Below are 21790 nucleotides of genomic sequence, written 5' to 3'. Positions count from 1 at the left end.
TCGAATGGACATCCTTGTCCATTCGAAAAACGGCGCGCGTCCTGCGCGCCGCCCTTCGGGTCTACGTTTGCTCGCGTAGGTGCGGTGCTATGGATTCCAATACAACGGCAACGGCAACGGCAACGGCAACGGCAACGGCAACGGCAACGGCAATCGCAATCGCCACTCGTAGGATGTGGTGAGCCGAAGGCGAACCGCATCGGCGCGCATCTCCACGCCGGCGCATGCCCCCACATCGTCATCCCCGCGAAGGCGGGGATCCGGTAACTTCAGCGTGGTACTCGCGCCGACCGGACGAAGGCGCAAACGGACAAGCGCGCCGCATCGACGCGCCGTCGTCCACCGCGCATCGGCATCAGGCCTCGACGGCTTCCTGTTCCAGCGCCGCCAGCCACTCGTCGTCCGAGCCGTCGGCGACGCCCTCGAACAGGAAAGTCGACAGGTAGCGCTCGCCGGTGTCGGGCAGCATCGCCAGCAGCACCGTGCCGGCCGCGGCCTGTTCGGCGACCTGTAGGGCCGCGGCGACGGTGGCGCCGGCGGAGATGCCGACGAACACGCCTTCCTCGGCGGCGAGACGGCGCGCGGTGTCGCGCGCGAGCACATCGTCGACCGGCCGTATTTCGTCGGCCACGCCGCGGTCGAGCACGGCCGGCACGAAGTCCGGGGTCCAGCCCTGGATCTTGTGCGGTTGCCAATCCTTGCCGCTCAGCAGCGAGGCGCCGGCGGGCTCGGAGGCGATGATCTTCAGGTCGGGGCGCGCCAGCTTGAGCACCTGGCCGGCGCCGCTGAGCGTGCCGCCGGTGCCCCAGCCGGTGACGAAGTAGTCCAGGCGCTTGCCGGCGAAGTCGCGCAGGATTTCCGGGCCGGTGGTGCTGCGGTGATAGGCCGGATTGGCGGGGTTCTCGAACTGGCGCGCCAGGAACCAGCCGTGCCGGGCTGCGAGTTCCGCGGCCTTGCGCACCATGCCGCTGCCGCGTTCGGCGGCGGGGGTCAGGATCACCTTGGCGCCGTAGGCGCGCATCAGCTTGCGGCGTTCGACCGAGAAGGTTTCGGTCATCACCGCCACGAAGGGATAACCGCGCGCGGCCGCGACCATGGCCAGGGCGATGCCGGTGTTGCCCGAGGTCGCTTCGACGATGGTCTGGCCGGGCTTGAGCGCGCCGCTGCGTTCGGCGTCCAGCACGATCGCCAGCGCCAGCCGATCCTTGACCGAGCCACCCGGGTTGAAGGATTCGACCTTGGCGTACAGCGATACGTGCGCCGGAGCGATCCGGTGCAGTTTGACGATGGGCGTATTGCCGATGGTGTCGAGGATGCTGTCGTAAAGGGCCATGGTGGGCGATCCGGAAAGAATTAGGAGAGAAGTGGGAACGCCGTGGGCTTCAGGCCGCGGCGGCCAGCGCCGGCGCGTAGCGCAACGGCGATGCGCCGTGCCAATGCAGGCGCTCGGCCAGGCCCGCGACTTCGCCCAGGATCAACAGCGCCGGCGAGCGCACGCCGTGCGCGAGCGCGGCGTCGGGCAGTTCGGCCAGGGTGCCGACGACGGTGCGCTGGTTCGCGCGCGAGCCGTTCTCGATCAAGGCGAACGGTGTGTCCGGCGCGCGGCCGTGGGCGATCAGGCGATCGCGCAACTTGTCCAAGCCGGCCACGCCCATGTAGACCGCGAGGGTCTGCCGTTCCTGCGCCAGGGCCCTCCAATCGAGCATGTCGTCGGAGTCCTTGCAGTGCGCGGTGACCAGGCGCACCGCCTGCGCGTGCTCGCGATGGGTGAGCGGCACGCCGGCATAGGCGGCGCAGGCCAGCGCGGCGGTGATGCCGGGCACCACCTCGTAGGCGATGCCGTGCGCGCGCAGCACTTCGATTTCCTCGCCGCCGCGCCCGAACACGAAGGGGTCGCCGCCCTTGAGCCGGACCACGCGCTTGCCGGCGCGCGCATGTTCGAGCATCAGCTCGTGGATGCGGTCCTGGGTGGTGTGGTGATCGCCGGCCTGCTTGCCGACTTCGATGCGTTCGGCGTCGCGCCGCGCCAGTCGCAGCACCTCGGCGCTGACCAGGCGGTCGTGCAGGACCACGTCGGCTTCGTTGAGCGCGCGCAGGCCGCGCAAGGTCAGCAGGCCCGGGTCGCCGGGCCCCGCGCCGACCAGCACCACCGAACCGCGCGGCGTGCGCGGTTCGCGCGTTTCCAAGGCCTGCGCGAACGCGCGTTCGGCGGCGCGATGGCGACGCTGGCGCAGCAGCGCCGGCAGCGGCCCGTCGAGCAGGCGGTCGAAGAAGCGCCGCCGCGCGCCCAACTCGGGGTAGTGGGCGCGGATGCGCAGGCGCTCGCGGCCCAGCAGTGCGGCCAGTTCGCCCAGCGAGGGATCGAGTTGGGTTTCCAGGCGTTCGCGCAGGTGGCGCGCCAGCATCGGCGCGCCGCCGCCGCTGGAAATCGCGATCTGCAGCGGCCCGCGTTCGATGCGCGCGGGCACGTGGAAGCTCGAGGCCTCGGCGTCGTCGACCACGTTGACCCAGACCCGGCGCGCTTCGCCGGCCGCGGCGACGGCACGGTTGACCTGGACATCGTCGGTGGCCGCGATCGCCAGCCAGACCTCGTCCAGCCAGCTATCGACGAACTCGCCGGGCAGATGCCGGATGCGTCCCTGTTCGGCCAACTGGACCAGCGAGGCCTGCAGGACGGGCGCGCCGACCCGGACTTGGGCGCCGGCCTCCAGCAAGGCCTCGACCTTGCGCTGCGCGACCGCGCCGCCGCCCACCACGAGAACGGCGCGGCCGCGCAGGGCGGCGAACAGGGGGAAAAGACCGGTGCTCATGATCAAGGGGCGGGATACGGCAGGCCCGGGGGCGATGGGGCGAACCTACAAACCCCGGCCCGGCGGGGGAAATGACGCCCCCGCCTGTGCCCATGCCCTAACGGCATGAGCCTGGGCCGGCCAGCGGGCGGACACTACTGGACAGCGGCCGCGGGCCGGCTTAGGCTATAAATCCTTCTATCCGAATAGAGAGATAAACGTGGACGCGATGTCGTGCCGGATGCCCGGGTGTTGCCGCGCCGTCGCCTGCCGTCGTGCCCTCGTCTCCCTGTTCCGGATTCCGCCGTTATGACCCTGACCCAACTGCGCTACCTCGTCGCGATCGCCGATTCCGGCCTCAACATCACCCTGGCCGCCGAACGCGTGCACGCGACCCAGCCCGGCCTGTCCAAGCAGCTCAAGCAGCTGGAGGACGAGCTGGGCTTCCAGTTGTTCGTGCGCAAGGGCCGCAGCCTGGAAGCGATCGCGCCGGCCGGCGAACGCGTGCTGGCGCATGCGCGCCGCATCCTCGACGAGGCCGGCAACATCCGCGCCTACGCCGCCAACGAGCGCGGCCAGCACGCCGGCCGCCTGGTCCTGGCCACCACCCATACCCAGGCGCGCTACGTGCTGCCGCCGGTGATCGCAAACGTGAAGCGCGGCTTCCCGCAGGTCAGCGTGCATCTGCAGGCGGCCGCCGACGGCGAGGTGCTGGAGCACCTGTCGCACGGCAACGCCGACCTGGCGGTGATCAGCACCGCCGGCGCCGCGCCCGAGGGCGGGCTGGCGGTGCCGCTGTTCCGCTGGCGCCGGGTGGTGCTGGTGCCGCGCACGCATGCGCTGGCCACGCTCAAGCGCGCGCCGACCCTGGCCGAGCTGGCCGCGCATCCGTTGATCAGCTACGAATCCTCGACGCGTCCGGAATCCTCGCTGCGCCGCGCCTTCGCCGCCGGCGGCGTCGAGCCGCAACTGGCGATGACCGCGCGCGACGCGGATCTGATCAAGACCTATGTGCGCGCCGGCCTGGGCGTGGGCGTGCTGGCCGAAATGGCGGTGACCGGCCGCGACGAAGACCTCAAGGCTCTGACCGCGCCCGACGCCCTGCCCGAATGCATCACCTGGGCGGTGATCCCGCGCGCGCGCGTGCTACGCGACTACGCGTTGGAACTGCTGCACGGCCTGGCTCCGCATATCGATCGCCGCGATCTGCGGCGGGTGCTGGAGGGCAATCTGGAGGCGCAGTGGCCGCAGGCGCCGAGCTGGGACGAGCTGATGCGTACGACGGCGGTCTGAGCCTGGCCTTAGGGCTGGCTCGCGGGACGGTCGCGGGTATTGGGTGTCGGCTCCGTTCGTTGCTTACGACGAAGGGGAGCGAAAGCAAATCCCCCTCAATCCCCCTTTTTCAAAGGGGGAGGCAGAGCGTGCGCAGCGTAGAGCTGCAGCGATTCTCCAAAGGAGTTCCCCCCCTTTGAAAAAGGGGGGCAGGGGGATTTGCTCTTCGCGCAGATCGCTCTTTCCATCTCGCCATCGAAACGCAGCCCGCACGCTCAGAAGCGAAAGCAAATCCCCCTCAATCCCCCTTTTTCAAAAGGGGGAAGCAGAGCGCGCGCAGCGTAGAACTGCTGCGATTCTCCAGAGGAGTTCCCCCCTTTGAAAAAGGGGGGCAGGGGGGATTTGCTTTTGGCACAGGTGGCTACTTCCGTCTCGCCGTCGAAATGCAGCCCGCGCGCCTCAAGCCGCCCGTTCGGCCGCGCCTTCGTCGTCGAAATGCAGCCCGCATTCGCGCTTGAGGCCGAAGAAGCGGGTGTCTTCCTCGCGCATGCCCGCTTCCAGCTTGCGGGTGGTGTGGATGTCGCCGATCGACACGTAGCCGTCGTGCCACAAGGGGTGATAGGGCAGGTCGTGCGCCTGCAGGTATTGCCAGACGTCGCGGTCGCTCCAGTCCGCCAGCGGGTGCAGTTTCCAGCGGCCGTCGCGCAGGCTGAGGAAGTCGAGGCCGGCACGGGTGCTGGACTGGCTGCGGCGCAGGCCGGCGATCCAGGTGCGCACGCCCAGTTCGTTCAAGGCGCGCTGCATCGGCTCGACCTTGCGCAGGCGGTTGTAGCGTTCGATCCCGTCCACGCCCTGTTCCCAGATCCTGCCCATGCGCGCTTCCATCCAGGCGATGCCGATCTGCGGCCGGTAGACCTTGAGGTTGAGGTCCAGGCGGTGGCTCATCTCGTCGACGAAACGGTAGGTCTCCGGGAACAGATAGCCGGTGTCGATCAGGATCACCGGAATCTTCGGCGCCTGGCGCGTGACCATGTGCAGCGAAACCGCGGCCTGGGCGCCGAAGCTGGACGACAGCGCGTGTTCGCCGGCGGTGTTTTCCAGCGCCCAGGCCACGCGGTCCTGCGCGCTCAGGCGTTCCAGCCAGCGGTTGAGATCGGCCAGCGCGCGCGGCGATTCGGCGGCGGTGATGGGATCGGGCGGGCTCATGCGCGGACCTCGGTGGCGACGACCGTGACGGGGATAGACGGTCGGATGGCGTGGGGCGGAATCGCGACGGTTTCGCTGCGCAGCAGGTAGTCGCCGAAACCTTCGTCGGCCTGGCGTTGCGCGGCGTAGCCGGCGAACAGCGGGTCGAGCGCGGCCAGGATCTCGGGCTCGGCGATGTTCTCGCGGTACAGGGTGTTGAGGCGCTGGCCGCGGTGATCGGCGCCCAGCATCAGGTTGTAGCGGCCGGGCGCCTTGCCGACCAGGGCGATCTCGCCCAGGTAGGGGCGCGAGCAGCCGTTCGGGCAGCCGCTGATGCGCAGATGGATCGGCGCATCGCCGATGCCGTGGTCGCGCAGCAGGCCTTCGACCTTGCCGATCAACTCGGGCAGGTAGCGCTCGGCCTCGGCCATGGCCAGGCCGCAGGTCGGCAGGGCGACGCAGGCCAGGGCATTGCGGCGCAGCGGGCTGGCTTCGCGGTAGCCGTCGAGCGCGTACTGCGCGATCAGCGCATCGACGCGCTCGCGCAGCTTCGGCGCGATCCCGGCCACGGTCAGGTTCTGGTTCGGCGTCATGCGGAATTCCGCGCCCGCGCCGTCTTCGTGCGTGCTCAGCAGCTGCGCGAGCTCGCGCAGGCCGCTGAGGTGGCGCACCTGGCCGCCGTCGGCGGACTCGCCGTCGACGATGCGGCCGGCGGGAATGCGCAGGGTCAGGTGCGCGCGCCCGTCCTCGCCCTCGACCCAGCCGAAGCGGTCGCCGTTGTGGACGAAGGCGAACGGCCGCGCCGGGAGGAGAGAGAACCCGGCGCGGCGTTCGACTTCGGCCTGGAACCAGTCCAGCCCATGGTCGTCGATGGTGTACTTCAGGCGCGCGCGCTTGCGCAGCACGCGGTTGCCGTGGTCGCGCTGGGCGGTGACCACCGCCTCGCCGACCGCGATCACCTGGTCGGGCGTGACGAAGCCGATCACGTTGCCCAGGCGCGGATAGGTTTCCGGATCGCCGTGGGTCGCGCCCATGCCGCCGCCGACGCTGACGTTGTAGCCCAGCAGTTCGCCGGCCTCGTCCAGCACCGCGATGTAGCCCAGGTCCTGGGCGAACACGTCGACGTCGTTGTAGGGCGGCACCGCGAAGCCGATCTTGAACTTGCGCGGCAGGTAGGCGTTGCCGTAGATCGGCTCCTCCTCGCCGCCGCTGCCGGCCACGCGCTCCTCGTCCAGCCAGATCTCGTAGTAGGCGCGGGTGTTGGGCAGCAGATGCTCCGACAGCGCCGCGGCCTGGGCGTAGATGGTCGCATGCGCGCGCGAGTGTTGCGGATTGGCGGCGACCGCGACGTTGCGGTTGACGTCGCCGCAGGCGGCCAGGGTGTCGATCAGCGCGGCGTTGATCGCCTGCATGGTCGGCTTGAGTTCGGTCTTGATCACGCCGTGGAACTGGAAAGCCTGGCGGGTGGTGATGCGCAGGCCGCGTTCGGCATAAGTCGTTGCGATGGCGTCCAGCTTCAGCCACTGCGCGGGCGTGACCACACCCCCCGGGGTGCGGGTGCGGATCATGAAGCTGTAGGCGGGTTCCAGCTTGGCTTGGCGACGCTCCTCGCGGATGTCGCGATCGTCCTGCTGATAGCTGCCGTGGTACTTGATCAGGGTCTGATCGTCCTCGCGCAGCGCACCGGTGACCGGATCGGCCAGGCTGTCGAGCAGGCTGCCGCGCAGGCGCGCGCTGGAGCGCTTGATGTCTTCGACCGAGTGCGCGCTCATGCCCGCGTCTCCGCAAGCAGGCCGAATGCAGCGCGCGCCGTCGCCGCCATCGCGCGCTCTGCGGCGCGTCCATGGCGATTCGCGCGCTGCATCCGATCCGCCGGGGCAAACCCGTTGAAGCCGTACGCGGCCATCAGTACACGTCCCGGGCGTAGCGGCCTTGCTGCTGCAGGGCGTTGAGGTAGTCCTCGGCGTCTTCGGCGCTCTTGCCGCCGTGCTCGGCGATCGCCGCCAGCAGCGCGGCGTGCACGTCGCGGGCCATGCGGGTGGCGTCGCCGCAGACGTACAGGTGGGCGCCGTTTTCGAGCCAATCGTAGAGGTCGCGGCCGGCCTGGCGCAGGCGGTCCTGCACGTAGATCTTGTGGGCCTGGTCGCGCGAGAACGCCAGGTCCAGGCGGTGCAGCTGGCCGGACTTCAGCGCCGCCTGCCATTCGGTCTGGTAGAGGAAGTCGCTGCGGAAATGCGGATTGCCGAACAGCAGCCAGTTGCGGCCGCCGGCGCCGTCGGCGGCGCGTTCCTGGACGAAACCGCGGAACGGCGCCACGCCGGTGCCGGGGCCGATCATGATCACGTCGCGGGCGCCGTCGCGCGGCAGGCGGAAGCGCTCGTTGTGCTCGACGAACACCGGCAGGCGCGCGCCTTCCCCGCTGCGCGCGAGCAGGTGCGAGGCCGCGCCCCAGCGGGTGCCGCCGGCGCTGGCGTACTCGACATGGGCCACGGTCAGGTGAACCTCGTCGCCGACCAGCTTCTGGCTGGACGCGATCGAGTACAGCCGCGGCGTCAGCGGGCGCAGCGCGGCGATCAGTTCCTCGCCGGACCAGTGGCCCTCGTAACGCTGCAGCAGGTCGATGACCTGGGTGTCGGCGAGCAGGCGCGCGAAGGCGGCGGCGTTGTCCGGCGCCAGCAGGCGGTTGAGTTCGTCGCTGCGCGCATGCGCGGCGTGGCTGGCGACGAAGGGCCGCGCCAGTTTGGTCAGTTCGCGCTTCTCGCCCAGCCACTGGCGCAGCGGCAAGCGCTGGCCGCCGTGTTCGACCTCGCCGTCGCCGTCCAGCTCCAGCGCCTGCAGGACCGCCTCGACCAGGGCCGGCGGGTTGCGCGGCCACAGGCCCAGCGCATCGCCGGGCGCGTAGCTCAGGCCGGAGCCTTCCAGCGACAGTTCGATGTGGCGCACGTCCTTGTCGCTGGCGCCGACGGTCAGGCGCTGGTTGACCAGCAGTTCGGCCGCGAAGGGGGATTCGCGGGTGTAGGCCGGCGCGGCCGGCAGCGGACGCAGCGGGGTCACCGTCGCCAGCGGCGCGCTCGGCTTGAGGGCGTCCTTGGCCGCGCTCAGGGCCTGCTGCAGCCAGGGCGTGGCCACGGTTTCGAAATCCAGGTCGGCATCGCCGCGCGCCAGCAGGCGGGTGGCGCCGAGTTCGGCCAGGCGCTGGTCGAGCTTGAGCCCGATCGCGCAGAACTGCGGGTAGCTGGAGTCGCCCAGGCCGAGCACGGCGTAGTGCAGCTGCTTGAGCTCGGGCGCGCGCTTGCCGGCGATGAATTCGACCAGGCCGCGGGCGTCGTCCGGCGGGTCGCCGTCGCCCTGGGTGCTGATCACCAGGTAAAGATGGCGCTCGTTCTTGAGTTCGCGGGTGGGGTAGGCGTCGGCGCGCAGCAGGCGCACCGCCAGGCCGGCCTGTTCGGCCTGCGCCGCCAACTGCTCGGCCAGGCGCTTGGCGTTGCCGGTCTGGCTGCCGTAGACCACGGTCAGGCGCTCGCCGCTGCGCGCCTCCGGCGCCAGCGCGGCCGGCGCCGGGGCGCCGCCGGCGGTGCGCGCGGCCAGCCCGGCGGCGTAGCCGGACAGCCACCACAGGCTGTCGCGGTCGAGTTCGTCGGTCAGACGCAGCAGTGCGGACAGCCGGTCCTCGGTCAGCGGAGTGGCGAGTAGTGCGGGCGCTGGCATGGCGGAGGGCGGGCTCGGGGCAGGGAACGGCGAGGTTCGGAGCCTGCAGGCTAGGGCCCGCGCGAGGCGCGCGGAAAGGATGCTGCGTTATGCGTTCATGCCCTGCGCTCATTTCCAGGGGCGCGGCCGCGGCGGCCTAATGGCGGCCCGTTCGCAGGTGCGTCGCCGCTGGCATGTCTCCCGATTCCCTTCTGTGGTCAGATAGTCCCGGTCGCGCCGGGCCCCGGCGCGGCGACCGCCCCGCAGCCACGAGCCCGACCTTGGACCTGAGCCACCTCGACCGCCTGGAAGCCGAAAGCATCCATATTCTTCGCGAGGGCATGACTGCGCGCTTGCGAACTGACCTATCGTCAGTTCGCGCGCAGCCATGCGCCCGGAGCAGGAGCGTAGGGCCGGGCTTCTTGGCGAGGCCTGGACGGCCGAACCTAGAAGCCTGGGGAACGAAGCGATGAATCATCTCGATCGCCTCGAAGCCGAAAGCATCCATATTCTTCGCGAAGTCGCGGCCGAATTCCGCAACCCGGTGATGCTGTATTCGGTCGGCAAGGACAGCTCGGTGCTGCTGCATCTGCTGCTCAAGGCCTTCCATCCGGCGCGCCCGCCGATCCCGCTGCTGCACGTGGACACCGGCTGGAAGTTCCGCGAGATGATCGCCTTCCGCGACCGCCGCGCCGCCGAGACCGGCGTCGACCTGCGCGTACACACCAACCCCGACGGCCTGGCCCGCGGCATCGGCCCGATCAGCCACGGCGCCAGCGTCCACACCGACGTGATGAAGACCCAGGGCCTGAAGCAGGCCCTGGACGCGGCGCGTCACGACGCCGCGATCGGCGGCGCCCGCCGCGACGAAGAGAAGTCGCGCGCCAAGGAGCGGATCTTCTCGTTCCGCAACCCTCAGCACCGCTGGGACCCGAAGAACCAGCGCCCCGAGCTGTGGAACCTCTACAACACCCGCATCCGCAGCGGCGAGAGCGTGCGCGTGTTCCCGATCTCGAACTGGACCGAGCTCGACGTCTGGCTCTATATCTACCGCGAGAACATCCCGGTGCCCTCGCTGTACTTCGCCGCCGAACGTCCGGTGGTGGAGCGCGACGGCGCCCTGATCCTGGTCGACGACGAGCGCCTGCCGCTGCGCCCGGGCGAAACGCCGCAGTCGCGCAAGGTGCGCTTCCGCACCCTGGGCTGCTATCCGCTGACCGGGGCGATCGAATCGGAGGCCGACAGCCTGGAAAAGATCATCGCCGAGATGCTGGTCGCGACCACCTCCGAGCGCCAGGGCCGGGTGATCGATCACGATCCCTCGGCGTCGATGGAGAAGAAGAAGCAGGAGGGCTATTTCTGATGAAGCCGGGATTCGATATTCGGGATTCGGGAATCGGAAAGGCCGCAAAGGGCGCGGGCGCGGAGTTCGCTGTTGCGAATCCTCAATCCCCAATCCCCAATCCCGTCGGCGACAAAGTCGCCGACTACCTGCGCCTGCACGAATCCAAGGGCCTGCTGCGCTTCATCACCTGCGGCAGCGTCGACGACGGCAAGAGCACGCTGATCGGGCGCCTGCTGCACGACACCCGCCTGCTGTTCGACGATCAGCTGGCCGCGCTCAGCGCCGACAGCCGCCGCCACGGCACCCAGAACGGCGAGATCGACTACGCCCTGCTGGTCGACGGCCTGGCCGCCGAGCGCGAGCAGGGCATCACCATCGATGTCGCCTACCGTTACTTCGGCACCGAGCGGCGCAAGTTCATCGTCGCCGACTGCCCGGGCCACGAGCAGTACACCCGCAACATGGCCACCGGCGCGTCCACCGCCGACCTAGCCGTGGTCCTGGTCGATGCGCGCAAGGGCCTGCTGACCCAGACCCGCCGCCACACCTACATCGCCGCCTTGCTGGGCATCCGCCACGTCCTGCTCGCGGTCAACAAGATGGACCTGGTCGGCTACGACCAGGGCGTGTTCGAAACCATCGCCGGCGAGTACCGCGAACTGGCGGCGCAGCACGGTATTACCCAAGTCACCGCGATTCCGCTGTCGGCGCTGCGCGGCGACAACCTGCTGCAGCGCTCGCAGGCCATGCCCTGGTACCGCGGCGTCAGCGTGCTCGAGCATCTGGAAACCGTCGATGTCGCGCGCGACGAGGTCGAGGTCGGCTTCCGCCTGCCGGTGCAATGGGTCAATCGGCCGAACCAGAATTTCCGCGGCTTCGCCGGCACCGTGGCCGCCGGCGAAATCCGCCCCGGCGACGAGGTCGCGGCGCTGCCCTCGGGGCGGCGCTCCAAGGTCGCGCGCATCGTCACCGCCGACGGTGATCTGGCCGTCGCCGGGGTCGGTCAGGCGGTCACCCTGACCCTGGACGACGAGCTCGACATCAGCCGCGGCGACGTGATCGCCTCGGCGGACGCGCCGGCCCAGGTCGCCGACCAGTTCGCCGCGCACCTGCTGTGGATGGGCGAGAGCCCGCTGCTGCCGGGGCGGCCGTACTGGCTCAAGATCGGCACGCGCACGGTCAGCGCCACGGTCACCGAGATCAAGCACAAGATCGACGTCAACACCCAGGCCCAGCTCGCGGCCAAGCACCTGGAACTCAACGAGGTCGCCTACTGCAACCTCAACCTCGACCAGCCGGTCGCGTTCGAGGCCTACCGCGACAACCGTGCGCTCGGCGGCTTCATCCTGATCGATCGCGAAGACAACGCCACCGTCGCCGCGGGCACCCTCGACTTCGCCCTGCGCCGCGCCGGCAACATCCATTGGCAGCACGTCGACGTCGACAAGGCCGCGCGCGCGCGCAGCAAGGCGCAGACGCCGCGTTGCGTGTGGTTCACCGGCCTGTCGGGTTCGGGCAAATCGACCATCGCCAACCTGGTCGAGAAACGCCTGCACGCGCTCGGCCACCACACCTACATCCTCGACGGCGACAACGTCCGCCACGGCCTCAACAAGGACCTGGGCTTCACCGACGAGGACCGGGTCGAGAACATCCGCCGCGTCGCCGAGGTCGCGCGCCTGATGACCGACGCCGGCCTGATCGTGCTGGTCAGCTTCATCTCGCCGTTCCGCGCCGAGCGACGCATGGCGCGCGAATTGTTCGGGCCGGACGAGTTCGTCGAAGTCTACGTCGACACGCCGCTGGCCGTGGCCGAGGGACGCGACGTCAAGGGCCTGTACGCCAAGGCCCGCGCCGGCAAGATCCCCAACTTCACCGGCATCGATTCGCCTTACGAGGCCCCGGAAGCGCCCGAGCTGGTGCTGAGCACGGTGGAGCAGGATGCGGAGGCCTTGGCGCAGCGGGTGATCGATCGGTTGCTGGGTTGAGGGCTGTTCTGCATCTGGGCCGCGCTTAGGAAGGGAGCACTCCTGCAGCGGCGCGAATACGATCCCCCGAAACGCGAACGCCCCGACCAAGGCCGGGGCGCCGTATCGCCGCGAACCGCCGTCAGCGTTTCGCGGTCTTGCTGCGGATGATCTCGTAGAGGAACAGCAACACGACGGCGCAGATGATCGAGACGATGAAGCCGATCATGCCGCCGCCCGCGTACAGCAGGCTGCCGACATAGGCGCCGGCGATGCCGAGCAGGATGGTCAGGATCCACCCCATCGGGTCGGCGCCCGGTTTGAAGAAACGGGCCAACACACCAATGACCGCACCGATGATGATCGTATACACGATACTGCCCATAGCGTTCCCCTCCTCAGGGTGGTGGTGACGCCCGGCGATCCTAGCAGTCAGGGAGGTGAGCGCCGTGTCGCGGCGCAGCAGGGCTGAGGGGCGGCCGGAGCCGGCTCAGGCGCCGGCCGCGAGGGCGCGGGAAACCGCCGCCCAATGCAGCGCGTTGGCCCGTCGCAGAGGCCGGATCATGGCGATCCGAGCCGCCGCGGCGCGCCGATCGATCGGGTGTCGATCGGCGCGTTCGCGATCAGCAGCAGCCGTGATCGCCGTGCTGTTCGCCGCCGGCGACCGCGGCCACGCCGCTGGTTTCGCCGCGCTGGCTGGCGGCGTGGTGCTCGGCCACCACGCGCGCGACGCAGGCGGTCACGCGCTTGCCCATCGGGATGTGCAGGAACTCGTTGGGACCGTGCGCATTGGAGTGCGGGCCGAGCACGCCGGTGATCATGAACTGCGCGCCCGGGAACTTCTCGCCGAGCATGCCCATGAACGGAATCGTGCCGCCTTCGCCCATGTACATCGCCGGCTGGCCGAAGAACTCGCGGCTGGAGGCGTCGATGGCGCGGGTCAGCCAGGCCGACTGCGCCGGCGCGTTCCAACCGGTGGAGGCCTTCTCCAGCTCCATCGTCACCTGCGCTCCGTTGGGCGGATCGCGTTCCAGCACTTCCTTCAGCAATTCGCCGGCGCGCTTGCCGTCCAGGGTCGGCGGCAGGCGCAGGCTGAGCTTGACCGAGGTGTGCGGGCGCAGCACGTTGCCCGCCGACGACAGCGCCGGCATGCCGTCCACGCCGGTCACCGACAGCGCCGGGCGCCAGGTGCGGTTGAGCACCAGCTCGGACAGGTCGCTGGCCATCGGCTGCATGCCGGGCAGGAACGGGAACTTGTCGTAGACCGCGTCGCCCAGCACCTTGGCGGCCTGGCGCGCCTGCTCCAGGCGCTCCTCGGGCACGTCCACGTACAGGCCTTCGACCAGGATCTTGCCGCTGGTCTCGTCCTCCAGCCGCGACAGCAGCTGGCGCAGCAGGCGGAAGCTCGAGGGCACGATGCCGGAGGCGTCGCCGGAGTGCACGCCCTCGCTGAGCACCTTGACCGTGAAGTTGCCGCCGGCCAGGCCGCGCAGCGAAGTGGTGCACCACAATTGCTCGTAGTTGCCGCAGCCCGAGTCAAGGCAGACCACCAGCGAGGGCTTGCCGATGCGATCGGCGAGGTGATCGACGTAGGCGGGCAGATCGTAGCTGCCGGACTCCTCGCAGGCCTCGATCAGGATCACGCAGCGCGCATGCGGCAGCTGCTGTTCCTGCAGGGCCATGATCGCGGCCAGCGAGCCGAAGATCGCGTAGCCGTCGTCGGCGCCGCCGCGGCCGTACAGGCGGTCGCCCTTGATCACCGGGGTCCAGGGGCCGAGGTCGGCATCCCAGCCGGTCATCTCCGGCTGCTTGTCGAGGTGGCCGTACAGCAGCACGCAGTCCTCGTCGCTGCCGCCGTGCGCGGCCGGGATGTCGATGAAGATCAGCGGGGTGCGGCCTTCCAGGCGCACCACCTCGACCTGCATGCCCGGGATGGTCTGGGCGCGCGCCCAGGATTCCATCAGCTTGACCGCGTCGTCCATGTAGCCGTGCTTGACCCAGTCGGCGTCGAACATCGGCGATTTGTTGGGAATACGAATGTATTCAACCAGTTGCGGGACGATTTCGTCGTCCCATTTTTCGCCGACGTAGCGGTCGACCTTGCTGGCGTCCATCGAAGGGCCTCGAGCTGGGGGTAAGACCTGCAAGTTTACGCCTCCCGGCCGTGTAGGACTTTTCCTACCCTGCGACGCGGCGTCCGCTGGCTTTTTCCGCAAGGCCGCGGCGCTACGCTGGCTCCATCGAGTCGAGGAGACCGAATCCCCCGGCGAATCCCCCCAACGCCCGCCGGCATCGGAACGGAATCCATTCCATGGAGCTGAACAAGATGAACGTCCTCGCGCTCGCCGCCCGCGCGCTGCTGTTGTCGCTGCTGTTCGCCGGCAGTGCCCTGGCCGCCGAGAAGGTCAATATCAACAGCGCGGACGTCGCCACCCTGGACCGTGTCCTGCTCAATGTCGGCGCCTCCAAGGCCGAGGCCATCGTGGCCTACCGCAAGGCCAACGGCGCCTTCCGCAGTCCCGAACAGCTGGCCCTGGTCGACGGCATCGGCCTGAAGACCGTGGAAAAGAACCGCGACCGCATCGTGATCGGCGAGGCCGTACCGGCGCGCAAGCCGGCCGCGCCCGCGGTCGGCGGCGGCAGCGCCCAACGCGCGGCCAACCGCCGCTGACAGACCGTCGGTCCCGCAGGGATGCGGTGGCCGACAACGCACGGACAGGGACGTCCGACGAATGCAGGGGGAGAGCCCTGGACAAGGAAGTGAGCCGCCCGTCCGCGGAAGGATCCGCGGGCGGCGGCGCTTTTTTGCAGCGCCGGTTCCGCGATGGCCGTCGCGGCCCCCGGGTCCCGAGCTTCCGAAGCCGCGCGCGGCCGCCGCGCTGGTTAGACTCTGCGCCATCGGAACGGACCACAGCGATGGCGATGACAGACGAAGCGGGTGCCGCCCAGGGCGGCCGTTGTTGGGCGATACCGGCCAACGAGTACCGGCGCGAGCGTTGGCGCAACCAGCTCGGCTGGACCCGCGAGATCCTGCGCCTGGACGCCGCCGCGCGGCCGGTGGACGGCGACGACTGGGATTGGCGGCTGTCGATCGCCGAGATCGAGCGCGACGCCGCGTTCTCGGCGTTCCCGGGCATAGACCGCGAGCTGGTGCTGCTCAGCGGCAATGGCCTGCGCTTGCGCTTCGACGACGGCGAATTGCACGAACTGCTGCCGCCGCACGACAAGCTGCGCTTCGCCGGCGAACGCGTCGTGCATGGCGAGCTGATCGACGGCACCACCCACGACTTCAACCTGATGTGGCGCCGCGCGCGCGTGCAGGCGCAGCTCTGGCACCGCCCCCTGGTCGGGCCGATGGTGATCTTCGCCGAACCCGGCCAGACCTGGGCCGTGTACCTGATCGCCGGCCAGGCCCGCTTCGCCGACGACACCGGCCTGCCGCCGCTGGCCGCGGGCGACACCGCCGTGTTGGCCGCGGGCGGACAGCGCCTGCGCGCGGTGCTGGAAGGCGGCGGCGAGGTGTTGTTGGTGCGGGTGGCGCGGGCTGTCGCGTGATGCGCTCAGCCGCTGGATTGCCCTGAGCCTTCATGGCGGCTTGATCGAGCCATGGGCGGCGGACCTGCGCGGCGGTAAGAGCAAATCCCCCTCAATCCCCCTTTTTCAAAGGGGGAAGACCCGCAGGGAGAATTCAAGGGGGGGAAGACCAGCAAGGTGAATTCAAAGGGGGAAGACCCGGAGGGAGAGGACCGGTGCTTCAGCGCTTCGCGCCGGCTGCGACCCTAACGTCCGGACGCTTCGATTCCCCCCTTTGAAAAAGGGGGGCGAGGGGGGATTTGCTTTTAGCCGCGTGCAAGCGCAATCCCTTCAATCCTGCGCCGCAAAGCGCAAGCAAGCGGCTGCGGCGTAAACACACGTATCGTTCATGGTGAGCGGGCAGAACCATGAGCGGCGACTCGCGCGCCGCCAGGCAGCCAGGAGCCAGCGCGGCACTCCCATCGGGCGGGGCAGCCGATTGGCTCAGTACACGTCGCGCCGGTACCGCCCGTCCAGCGCCATCGCCTCCAGCGCCTCCAAGCCCGCGGTTTCGCGCAGCACCGCATCGACCGCGGGCGCCATGCCTTCCAGGCTGCCGCAGACGTAAACCGCGGCGCCGGCGTCCAGCCATTCGCGCAGGCGCACGCGCTGCTCGCGCAGGCGCTGCTGCACGTACACGCGTTCGGCACCGTCGCGCGAGAACGCCAGATCGATGCGCTCGATGCGGCCTTCGCCCAGCCAGGTTTCCAGCTCGTCGCGATAGTGGAAGTCGCGGGCGGCGCTGCGCTCGCCGAACAGCAGCCAGTTGCGCCTGTGCCCCGCGGCGATGCGGGCCTTCAGCAGGGCGCGCAGGCCCGCGATGCCGGTGCCGTTGCCGATCAGGATCATCGGCCGCGCGTCGATGGGCGCATGGAAGGAGGGATTGCTGCGGATGCGCAGATCGATGCGCGCTTGTTCCGGCGCATGCGCGGTCAGCCAGCCGCTGCCGCTGCCCAGGCGCCCGTCGGGTTGGCGCATTTGCCGCACCAGCAGTTGCAGGCTGCCGTCGGCGGGCAGCGAGGCGATCGAGTATTCGCGATGCGGCAAGGGCTGCAGCGCCTCGGCGACGGCCTGCGGCGTCAGCGCGCGCATCGCCGCCGCGCTGGGCAGGCGCGAGCGCAGCAGCAGCGCGGCGAGCGTGTCCGGTACGCCGCCGACGGCGACCGTCGCCTCGCCGTCGTGATGCGCCGCGAGCAGCCACGCGGCCACGTCGGCGGCGCCGTTGCGCGGGCCGATCTCGGCGATGTCGCCGGCCTGCCATTGCAGGTCGAGCGCGTCTTCGGGCTCGAGCGCGATATGGAAAGCGGGGCCGCCGACGCTGCCCGGGTTGAGGCGCGCGCGTTCGCTCAGCCGCCACGGCCGATACGAGGGCACGCTCCAATCGGGCAGTTCGGTATGGCCGGCGATCAGGCCCAGGTGATGCTGCCAGTGGCGCAGCGCGCCGGCATCGCCGTCGTCTACTTCGACCAGATCGAACATCGGCTCGGCGCCGGCGTGGCGCAGCCAATGGTCGAGGCGGTGGCCGAAGCGGCAGAACTGTTCGTACTGACGGTCGCCCAGCGCCAGCACGCCGTAGCGCAGGCCGGGCAGGGTCGCCTGCGCGCCCAGCACGAGGCGCACGAAACGCGCGGCCGAGTCCGGCGCATCGCCTTCGCCGGTGGTGCTGACCACGAACAGCACCTGGCGATAGCGCGCGAGCGCGGCCGCATCCAGCCCGCCCAGCACGCGGATATCGGCGCCGATGCCGCTGTCGGCCAGGGTCTGCCAACTGCGGCGTGCGAGGAATTCGGCGTGACCGGTCTGGCTGGCGAATGCGACCAGCCAATCGTTGGCCACGCCCGTCGCCGCGCGCGGCAGCGCCTGCGCACGCGCGCGGCGCGCGCGCGCCCAGGCCACGCCGCCGACGAAGCCGGCGTAGGCGCTCGCCAGTGCCGCCGCCCATAGCAGGCGGCTGCGGTCCGGGGCGAGCCAACGCACCGGTTCGGCCTGCCAGCGCAGCAGCAGATAGGCCAGCGCGATCAGCGCCAGCAGCACCAGCGCGTTGCCGAGGGTGCCGGCGTCGATGCGCCGCGAAACAGAAGAGGATTCGGATACTTGCATCTGCGCTCTTGCGCCTGCTCAGGCCGCGCGTTGGCGCGCGATGAAGGCCGGCGTCATCCGGGTCAGGAAACCTCCGCCGTCGTGCAGCACGAACATCGCCGCGAGTTGGCGGCGGTTGGCGTAGGCCATGCCGGCCTGCGGGCCCAGCACCGCCAGCACCGTGGCCAGGCCGTCGGCCTGCATGCATTGCGGATGCAGCACGCTCACCGAGGCCAGGGCATGCGCGACCGGGCGTCCGCTGCGCGGATCCACCGTATGCGAATAACGGCGGCCGTCGTGATCGAAATAGCGCCGGTAGTCGCCCGAGGTCGCGATCGCGAAACCGTCCAGCGCCAGCGCCGTGCTGCCGTCGTCCACGCCGGCGTCGGCCAAGGGCCGTTCGACCGCGATCCGCCAGACGCTGCCGTCGGGCTTGCGGCCGCGGCCATAGAGCTCGCCGCCGACTTCGACCAGGAAGGCGCCGATGCCGCGTTCGCCCAGCCACTGCGCCACCCGGTCCACACCATAGCCCTTGGCGATCGAGGAAAAATCCAAATAGGTGCCGCCGGCCTGCGTGGCGGTGCGCGCGAGCGGATCGAAACCGACCCGCTGCCAACCGACCCGCGCCTGCGCCAGGGCGATCTCGGCTTCCGACGGCGCCGCCTCGCGCGCGCCGTCGGGGCCGAAGCCCCACAGATTGACCAGCGGCCCGACCGTGGGGTCGTAGGCGCCGCCGCTGTCGGCGGCCAGTTTCAAGGCCGCGTCCAGTACGGCGTGGAAACCGTCGGGCAGCGCCTGCACGGTGCCGGCCTCGGCGCGGTTGTAGCGGCTGAGGTCGGAGTCCGCTTCCCAGGTGCTCATCTGGGCGACGACCTCGTCCAGGCGGGCCTGGATGCCGCGCTGCAGTTCCGGCAGCGCGGCAGCGTCGGCGACCAGCTTCACCGACCATTGCGTGCCCATGCTGCGACCCGCGAGCGCGTGCACCGCGTGCGCGGCCGGGGCGCCGCCCCAGCTCGCGCCGCTCCAGCTCATGCGGATCGGAGGCGTCTGCACGGCGGGCGGTTTACTGCGACAGCACTTCGAACACGGCGACGTAGCTCAGGCGGCGCTGCTTGGCGTCCGGCAGCGTGGTCTTGGCGTCCTCGCTGGCGGTCTCCAGCCAGTACATGCCGGCCTGCGGCCAGGTCACTTCGAACTTGCCGTCGGCGCCGCTGGTGAGCTGCATGTCGTTCTGCTGATCGCGGTAGCGGGTCGCGCCCGGCACCACCTCGATCTTCAGGCCGGCGGCCGGCTTGCCGTCGATCAGCAACTGGAAGGTCGCCTTCTCGCCGGCGAACAGATCGTTCGGGTGCGTGACCGGCACCAGCTCGATGCCCTTGCCGCTGGTCTTGAACACGGTGGTGGTCGGCGAACCGACGGTGGCGAAGGTCTCCACCCGGCCCAGGCTTTCCGAAGCGCTGATCTCGGTCGCGCCGGCCGGGATGCCGGCCTTGTAGTCCTCGGCCTTGCCGCGCCAGCGCTTGGCTTCGCCGCCGAGCTTGTAGCTGGCGAACATGCCTTCGTTGACCATCGCGATCTTGTAGGTGCCTTCCTGCGCCAGCTCGACGTCGAACACGCTGCGCAGCTTGCCGGTGGACGCGTTCTGCGCCTGCACCGCGCTGCCGTCCGGCGCGGTGATGCGCAGGCGTTCCAGTGGCAGCGGCACGTGGTTGAAATAGAACAGGTCGTTGGACACGGCCGCATCGACCGTGAGCCAGGCGCCCTTGTCGGAGAACACGGTCTGCGAGGGCTGCAGCCAGGCCTTGTGCGCCTGCGCCGAAGTGGCGAAGCCGAGCGCGGCGATCGCGGCGGCGGCGATGAGCTTGATTTTCATGGTTGAAATCCGGGATTGGAGATTGGGGATTCGGGATTCGTAACAGCGATGGCGTGGAATGCGGGTCGAAACCGGGAGCGCGGGGCTTGGCGCTTACACGAATCCCGAATCTCGAATCCCGAATCTCAAGGCTTGACAGCCAGGCGCACCGCGCCCAGTTCGGTCTTGCCCTGCGCCGACAGGTTCTGCGCGCCGCCCTTGGCCGGCCACTGGAACGGGATGCTGAGCAGTTCGCGGCCGCCGACTTCGCGCGCGGCCTCCACCACCAGGGTGTACTGGCCCGGCGCCAGGCCGGCCAGCGGCTTGCTGCCGCCCTTGAAGTTCAAACTGTGCTGACCGACCGCGCGGGTCGCGCCGCTGACGCCGTCGACCGGCATCTTCAGGCTGCGGCCGCTGCGCCGCCACCACTGGCGCATGTCCTTCAGCCATTTCGTGCCTTCGCCGTTCTTCATGTCGACGTCGTACCAGACCGCGAGGTTGGCGGCGACGCTGTTGTCGGGGCGCTCGATCCAGGCCGCGACGTAGGGGCGGTGGTACTCGGCGACTTTCAGGCGCGGGATCTCGATGCTGAGGTCGAGGTCGGCGGCGATCGCCGACACCGGCATCGCCAGGGCGACGATCAGTGCGGTGCGGGGCAACAACTTCATCGCGGTCTCCAGGGGGTCAATGCATGAAAAGGACGATCAGCAGCGCCGGTATCGCCAGGCCCGCCGCGACCAGCGGCCAGGTCTTGCCGCGCTGGCGCGCGTGCAGCTGCAGCAGCCACAGACCGGTGCAGGCGAACAGCAGGCAGGCAACCGCGAACAGATCGATGAACCAGCGCCAGACCGCGCCGGTATTGCGGCCCTTGTGCAGGTCGTTCAACCAGGCGATCCAGCCGCGGCGGGTGACTTCGTATTCGACCGCACCGCTTTCGCGGTCGATGCTGAGCCAGGCGTCGCCACCGGGACGCGGCAGCGAGACGTAGACCTCGCCGTCCGACCATTCCACGTTGCGGCCTTCGGTGTTCACGTCCAACTGCGCCTTGAGCCAGTCGCGCGCGCCAGCCGGCAGCGGCGCGTCGGCCGCGCGCGTGCCCTGCAGGCTGCGCAAGGCGCTCGCGGGCAGGGTGTCCTTGACCGTGACCACCTGCGGCTCGGCTTCGATCTGGGCGGCGTGGTTGAGGGTGATGCCGGTGGCGGCGAACACCAGCAGGGCGAACAGGCTCAGCGCGGCGCTGATCCAATGCCAGCGGTGCAGGGTCTTGAGCCAGTACGCGCGCCGGCCGGCCTGGGCGGCCGATTCGCGCGCGCGTGCGGCGGCGTCGCTGGCGCTCAAGGCTCGCTCCAGCGCCGCAGCAGGTTGTGGTACACGCCGGTCAGCTGCACCAATGCCGGATGCTCGGGCACGTCGGCGGTGAGGCGGCGGATCGAGACGTCGAGTTCGAACATCAGCCGGCGTTGCGCGTCCTCGCGCAGCAGGCTCTGGATCCAGAAAAAAGAGGCCAGGCGCGCGCCGCGCGTGACCGGAGTGACCTTGTGCAGGCTGGTGCCGGGGTACAGCACCAGATCGCCGGCGGCCAGCTTGATGCTGTGGCTGCCGTAGGTGTCTTCGATGACCAGCTCGCCGCCGTCGTAATCCTCCGGCGCGCTCAGGAACAGCGTCGCCGACAGATCGGTGCGCACCGTGTCCATGCCGCCGCGGCTGCGGTCGTAGCGGATCGCGTTGTCGACGTGGAAGCCGAAGGCCTGGCCGCCCTCGTAGCGGTTGAACAGCGGCGGGAACACCCGCTGCGGCAGTGCCGCGGAGAAGAAGGTCGGATTCTTGGCCAGGGCGTCGAGGATCATCGCGCCCAATTCGCGCGCGACCGGGTCGTTCTCGGGCAGCTGCGCGTTGTCCTTGGCCTTGGCCGACTGGTAACCCGCGGTGATGCGGCCGTCGGCCCAGCCGGCCTGCGCCAGCCGCTCGCGGCAATGCGCGACCTGTTCGACGCTGAGGACTTTGGGCACGTGCAGCAGCATGGTTTTCCTCAATGCGGCCG

The 21790-nt window shown here is 69.8% G+C and carries 18 protein-coding genes; 5 read left to right on the top strand and 13 right to left on the bottom strand.

Going from position 1 to position 21790, the window contains the following annotated elements:
• Window positions 1–355: 355 nt before the first annotated feature.
• The gene (cysK, locus tag V1318_RS08855) at window positions 356–1333 is read right to left on the bottom strand and encodes a cysteine synthase A (protein ID WP_332939283.1); all 978 of its coding nucleotides are present in this window, start codon (window positions 1331–1333) and stop codon (window positions 356–358) included.
• Window positions 1334–1382: 49 nt separating this feature from the next.
• On the bottom strand, window positions 1383–2813 hold the full coding sequence (gene cysG, locus V1318_RS08850) for a siroheme synthase CysG (RefSeq protein WP_332939302.1): 1431 nt from the start codon (window positions 2811–2813) through the stop codon (window positions 1383–1385).
• A gap of 285 nt (window positions 2814–3098) precedes the next feature.
• Here cysG and V1318_RS08845 point away from each other — a divergent pair, with 285 nt between their 5' ends.
• The gene (locus tag V1318_RS08845) at window positions 3099–4082 is read left to right on the top strand and encodes a LysR family transcriptional regulator (RefSeq protein ID WP_332939282.1); all 984 of its coding nucleotides are present in this window, start codon (window positions 3099–3101) and stop codon (window positions 4080–4082) included.
• A 438-nt stretch (window positions 4083–4520) separates the two neighbouring features.
• On the opposite strand, the gene V1318_RS08840 is transcribed toward V1318_RS08845, so the two are convergent.
• The 3 genes from V1318_RS08840 to V1318_RS08830 form a co-directional block, all read right to left on the bottom strand.
• A complete protein-coding gene (locus V1318_RS08840; RefSeq protein WP_332939281.1) occupies window positions 4521–5267 on the bottom strand; it encodes a phosphoadenylyl-sulfate reductase in 747 nt (248 codons plus the stop codon).
• Window positions 5264–7018: an assimilatory sulfite reductase (NADPH) hemoprotein subunit gene (cysI, locus tag V1318_RS08835; RefSeq protein ID WP_332939280.1), complete on the bottom strand. Its 1755-nt coding sequence runs from the start codon at window positions 7016–7018 to the stop codon at window positions 5264–5266. Before cysI ends, V1318_RS08840 begins: the two co-directional genes overlap by 4 nt.
• Window positions 7019–7151: 133 nt before the next feature.
• Entirely contained in the window at window positions 7152–8954 is a 1803-nt protein-coding gene (locus tag V1318_RS08830) for an assimilatory sulfite reductase (NADPH) flavoprotein subunit (protein WP_332939279.1), read from the bottom strand.
• A gap of 448 nt (window positions 8955–9402) precedes the next feature.
• Here V1318_RS08830 and cysD point away from each other — a divergent pair, with 448 nt between their 5' ends.
• Window positions 9403–10296, top strand: a complete 894-nt coding sequence (gene cysD / locus V1318_RS08825) for a sulfate adenylyltransferase subunit CysD (protein WP_332939278.1) — start codon at window positions 9403–9405, stop codon at window positions 10294–10296.
• On the top strand, window positions 10296–12266 hold the full coding sequence (cysN, locus tag V1318_RS08820) for a sulfate adenylyltransferase subunit CysN (RefSeq protein ID WP_332939277.1): 1971 nt from the start codon (window positions 10296–10298) through the stop codon (window positions 12264–12266). Before cysD ends, cysN begins: the two co-directional genes overlap by 1 nt.
• A gap of 121 nt (window positions 12267–12387) precedes the next feature.
• Here cysN and V1318_RS08815 read toward each other — a convergent pair whose 3' ends face one another.
• Both V1318_RS08815 and V1318_RS08810 read right to left on the bottom strand, forming a co-directional pair.
• A complete protein-coding gene (locus V1318_RS08815) occupies window positions 12388–12618 on the bottom strand; it encodes a GlsB/YeaQ/YmgE family stress response membrane protein (RefSeq protein ID WP_332939276.1) in 231 nt (76 codons plus the stop codon).
• A gap of 250 nt (window positions 12619–12868) precedes the next feature.
• Complete coding sequence (locus V1318_RS08810; protein ID WP_332939275.1) at window positions 12869–14359, bottom strand: M20 family metallopeptidase; 1491 nt, start codon at window positions 14357–14359, stop codon at window positions 12869–12871.
• Window positions 14360–14556: 197 nt separating this feature from the next.
• Here V1318_RS08810 and V1318_RS08805 point away from each other — a divergent pair, with 197 nt between their 5' ends.
• Complete coding sequence (locus V1318_RS08805; protein ID WP_332939274.1) at window positions 14557–14916, top strand: helix-hairpin-helix domain-containing protein; 360 nt, start codon at window positions 14557–14559, stop codon at window positions 14914–14916.
• 251 nt (window positions 14917–15167) lie between these two features.
• Window positions 15168–15800 carry a HutD family protein gene (locus V1318_RS08800; protein ID WP_332939301.1) on the top strand — a complete coding sequence of 211 codons (633 nt, stop codon included), beginning with the start codon at window positions 15168–15170 and terminating at the stop codon, window positions 15798–15800.
• A gap of 462 nt (window positions 15801–16262) precedes the next feature.
• On the opposite strand, the gene V1318_RS08795 is transcribed toward V1318_RS08800, so the two are convergent.
• The 6 genes from V1318_RS08795 to V1318_RS08770 all read right to left on the bottom strand — a co-directional run bounded on the left by V1318_RS08795 (window position 16263) and on the right by V1318_RS08770 (window position 21770).
• A complete protein-coding gene (locus tag V1318_RS08795; protein WP_332939273.1) occupies window positions 16263–17918 on the bottom strand; it encodes a sulfite reductase subunit alpha in 1656 nt (551 codons plus the stop codon).
• Between the two features lie 18 nt (window positions 17919–17936).
• On the bottom strand, window positions 17937–18950 hold the full coding sequence (locus V1318_RS08790; protein WP_332939272.1) for an FAD:protein FMN transferase: 1014 nt from the start codon (window positions 18948–18950) through the stop codon (window positions 17937–17939).
• Between the two features lie 10 nt (window positions 18951–18960).
• A complete protein-coding gene (locus V1318_RS08785) occupies window positions 18961–19770 on the bottom strand; it encodes a DUF4198 domain-containing protein (protein ID WP_332939271.1) in 810 nt (269 codons plus the stop codon).
• Window positions 19771–19895: 125 nt separating this feature from the next.
• On the bottom strand, window positions 19896–20417 hold the full coding sequence (locus V1318_RS08780) for a DUF2271 domain-containing protein (protein ID WP_332939270.1): 522 nt from the start codon (window positions 20415–20417) through the stop codon (window positions 19896–19898).
• A gap of 16 nt (window positions 20418–20433) precedes the next feature.
• Window positions 20434–21087, bottom strand: a complete 654-nt coding sequence (locus V1318_RS08775; RefSeq protein WP_332939269.1) for a PepSY-associated TM helix domain-containing protein — start codon at window positions 21085–21087, stop codon at window positions 20434–20436.
• Window positions 21084–21770, bottom strand: a complete 687-nt coding sequence (locus V1318_RS08770) for a Fe2+-dependent dioxygenase (RefSeq protein WP_332939268.1) — start codon at window positions 21768–21770, stop codon at window positions 21084–21086. The genes V1318_RS08775 and V1318_RS08770 overlap by 4 nt, the downstream gene beginning before the upstream one ends.
• Window positions 21771–21790: the final 20 nt, after the last annotated feature.

The organism is Lysobacter sp. CCNWLW3, from assembly GCF_036697405.1.
Classification (GTDB): domain Bacteria; phylum Pseudomonadota; class Gammaproteobacteria; order Xanthomonadales; family Xanthomonadaceae; genus Lysobacter.
The sequence above is the reverse complement of the archived record's forward strand: the minus strand, read 5'-3'. Positions and strand labels throughout refer to the sequence as shown.

Bases quoted from the DNA above. Each gene is read 5' to 3' on its own strand.
- cysK (WP_332939283.1), bottom strand. From the start codon at position 1,333: ATGGCCCTTTACGACAGCATCCTCGACACCATCGGCAATACGCCCATC.
- V1318_RS08845 (WP_332939282.1), top strand. From the start codon at position 3,099: ATGACCCTGACCCAACTGCGCTACCTCGTCGCGATCGCCGATTCCGGC.
- V1318_RS08840 (WP_332939281.1), bottom strand. From the start codon at position 5,267: ATGAGCCCGCCCGATCCCATCACCGCCGCCGAATCGCCGCGCGCGCTG.
- cysI (WP_332939280.1), bottom strand. From the start codon at position 7,018: ATGAGCGCGCACTCGGTCGAAGACATCAAGCGCTCCAGCGCGCGCCTG.
- V1318_RS08830 (WP_332939279.1), bottom strand. From the start codon at position 8,954: ATGCCAGCGCCCGCACTACTCGCCACTCCGCTGACCGAGGACCGGCTG.
- cysD (WP_332939278.1), top strand. From the start codon at position 9,403: ATGAATCATCTCGATCGCCTCGAAGCCGAAAGCATCCATATTCTTCGC.
- cysN (WP_332939277.1), top strand. From the start codon at position 10,296: ATGAAGCCGGGATTCGATATTCGGGATTCGGGAATCGGAAAGGCCGCA.
- V1318_RS08810 (WP_332939275.1), bottom strand. From the start codon at position 14,359: ATGGACGCCAGCAAGGTCGACCGCTACGTCGGCGAAAAATGGGACGAC.
- V1318_RS08805 (WP_332939274.1), top strand. From the start codon at position 14,557: ATGGAGCTGAACAAGATGAACGTCCTCGCGCTCGCCGCCCGCGCGCTG.
- V1318_RS08800 (WP_332939301.1), top strand. From the start codon at position 15,168: ATGACAGACGAAGCGGGTGCCGCCCAGGGCGGCCGTTGTTGGGCGATA.
- V1318_RS08795 (WP_332939273.1), bottom strand. From the start codon at position 17,918: ATGCAAGTATCCGAATCCTCTTCTGTTTCGCGGCGCATCGACGCCGGC.
- V1318_RS08785 (WP_332939271.1), bottom strand. From the start codon at position 19,770: ATGAAAATCAAGCTCATCGCCGCCGCCGCGATCGCCGCGCTCGGCTTC.
- V1318_RS08780 (WP_332939270.1), bottom strand. From the start codon at position 20,417: ATGAAGTTGTTGCCCCGCACCGCACTGATCGTCGCCCTGGCGATGCCG.
- V1318_RS08770 (WP_332939268.1), bottom strand. From the start codon at position 21,770: ATGCTGCTGCACGTGCCCAAAGTCCTCAGCGTCGAACAGGTCGCGCAT.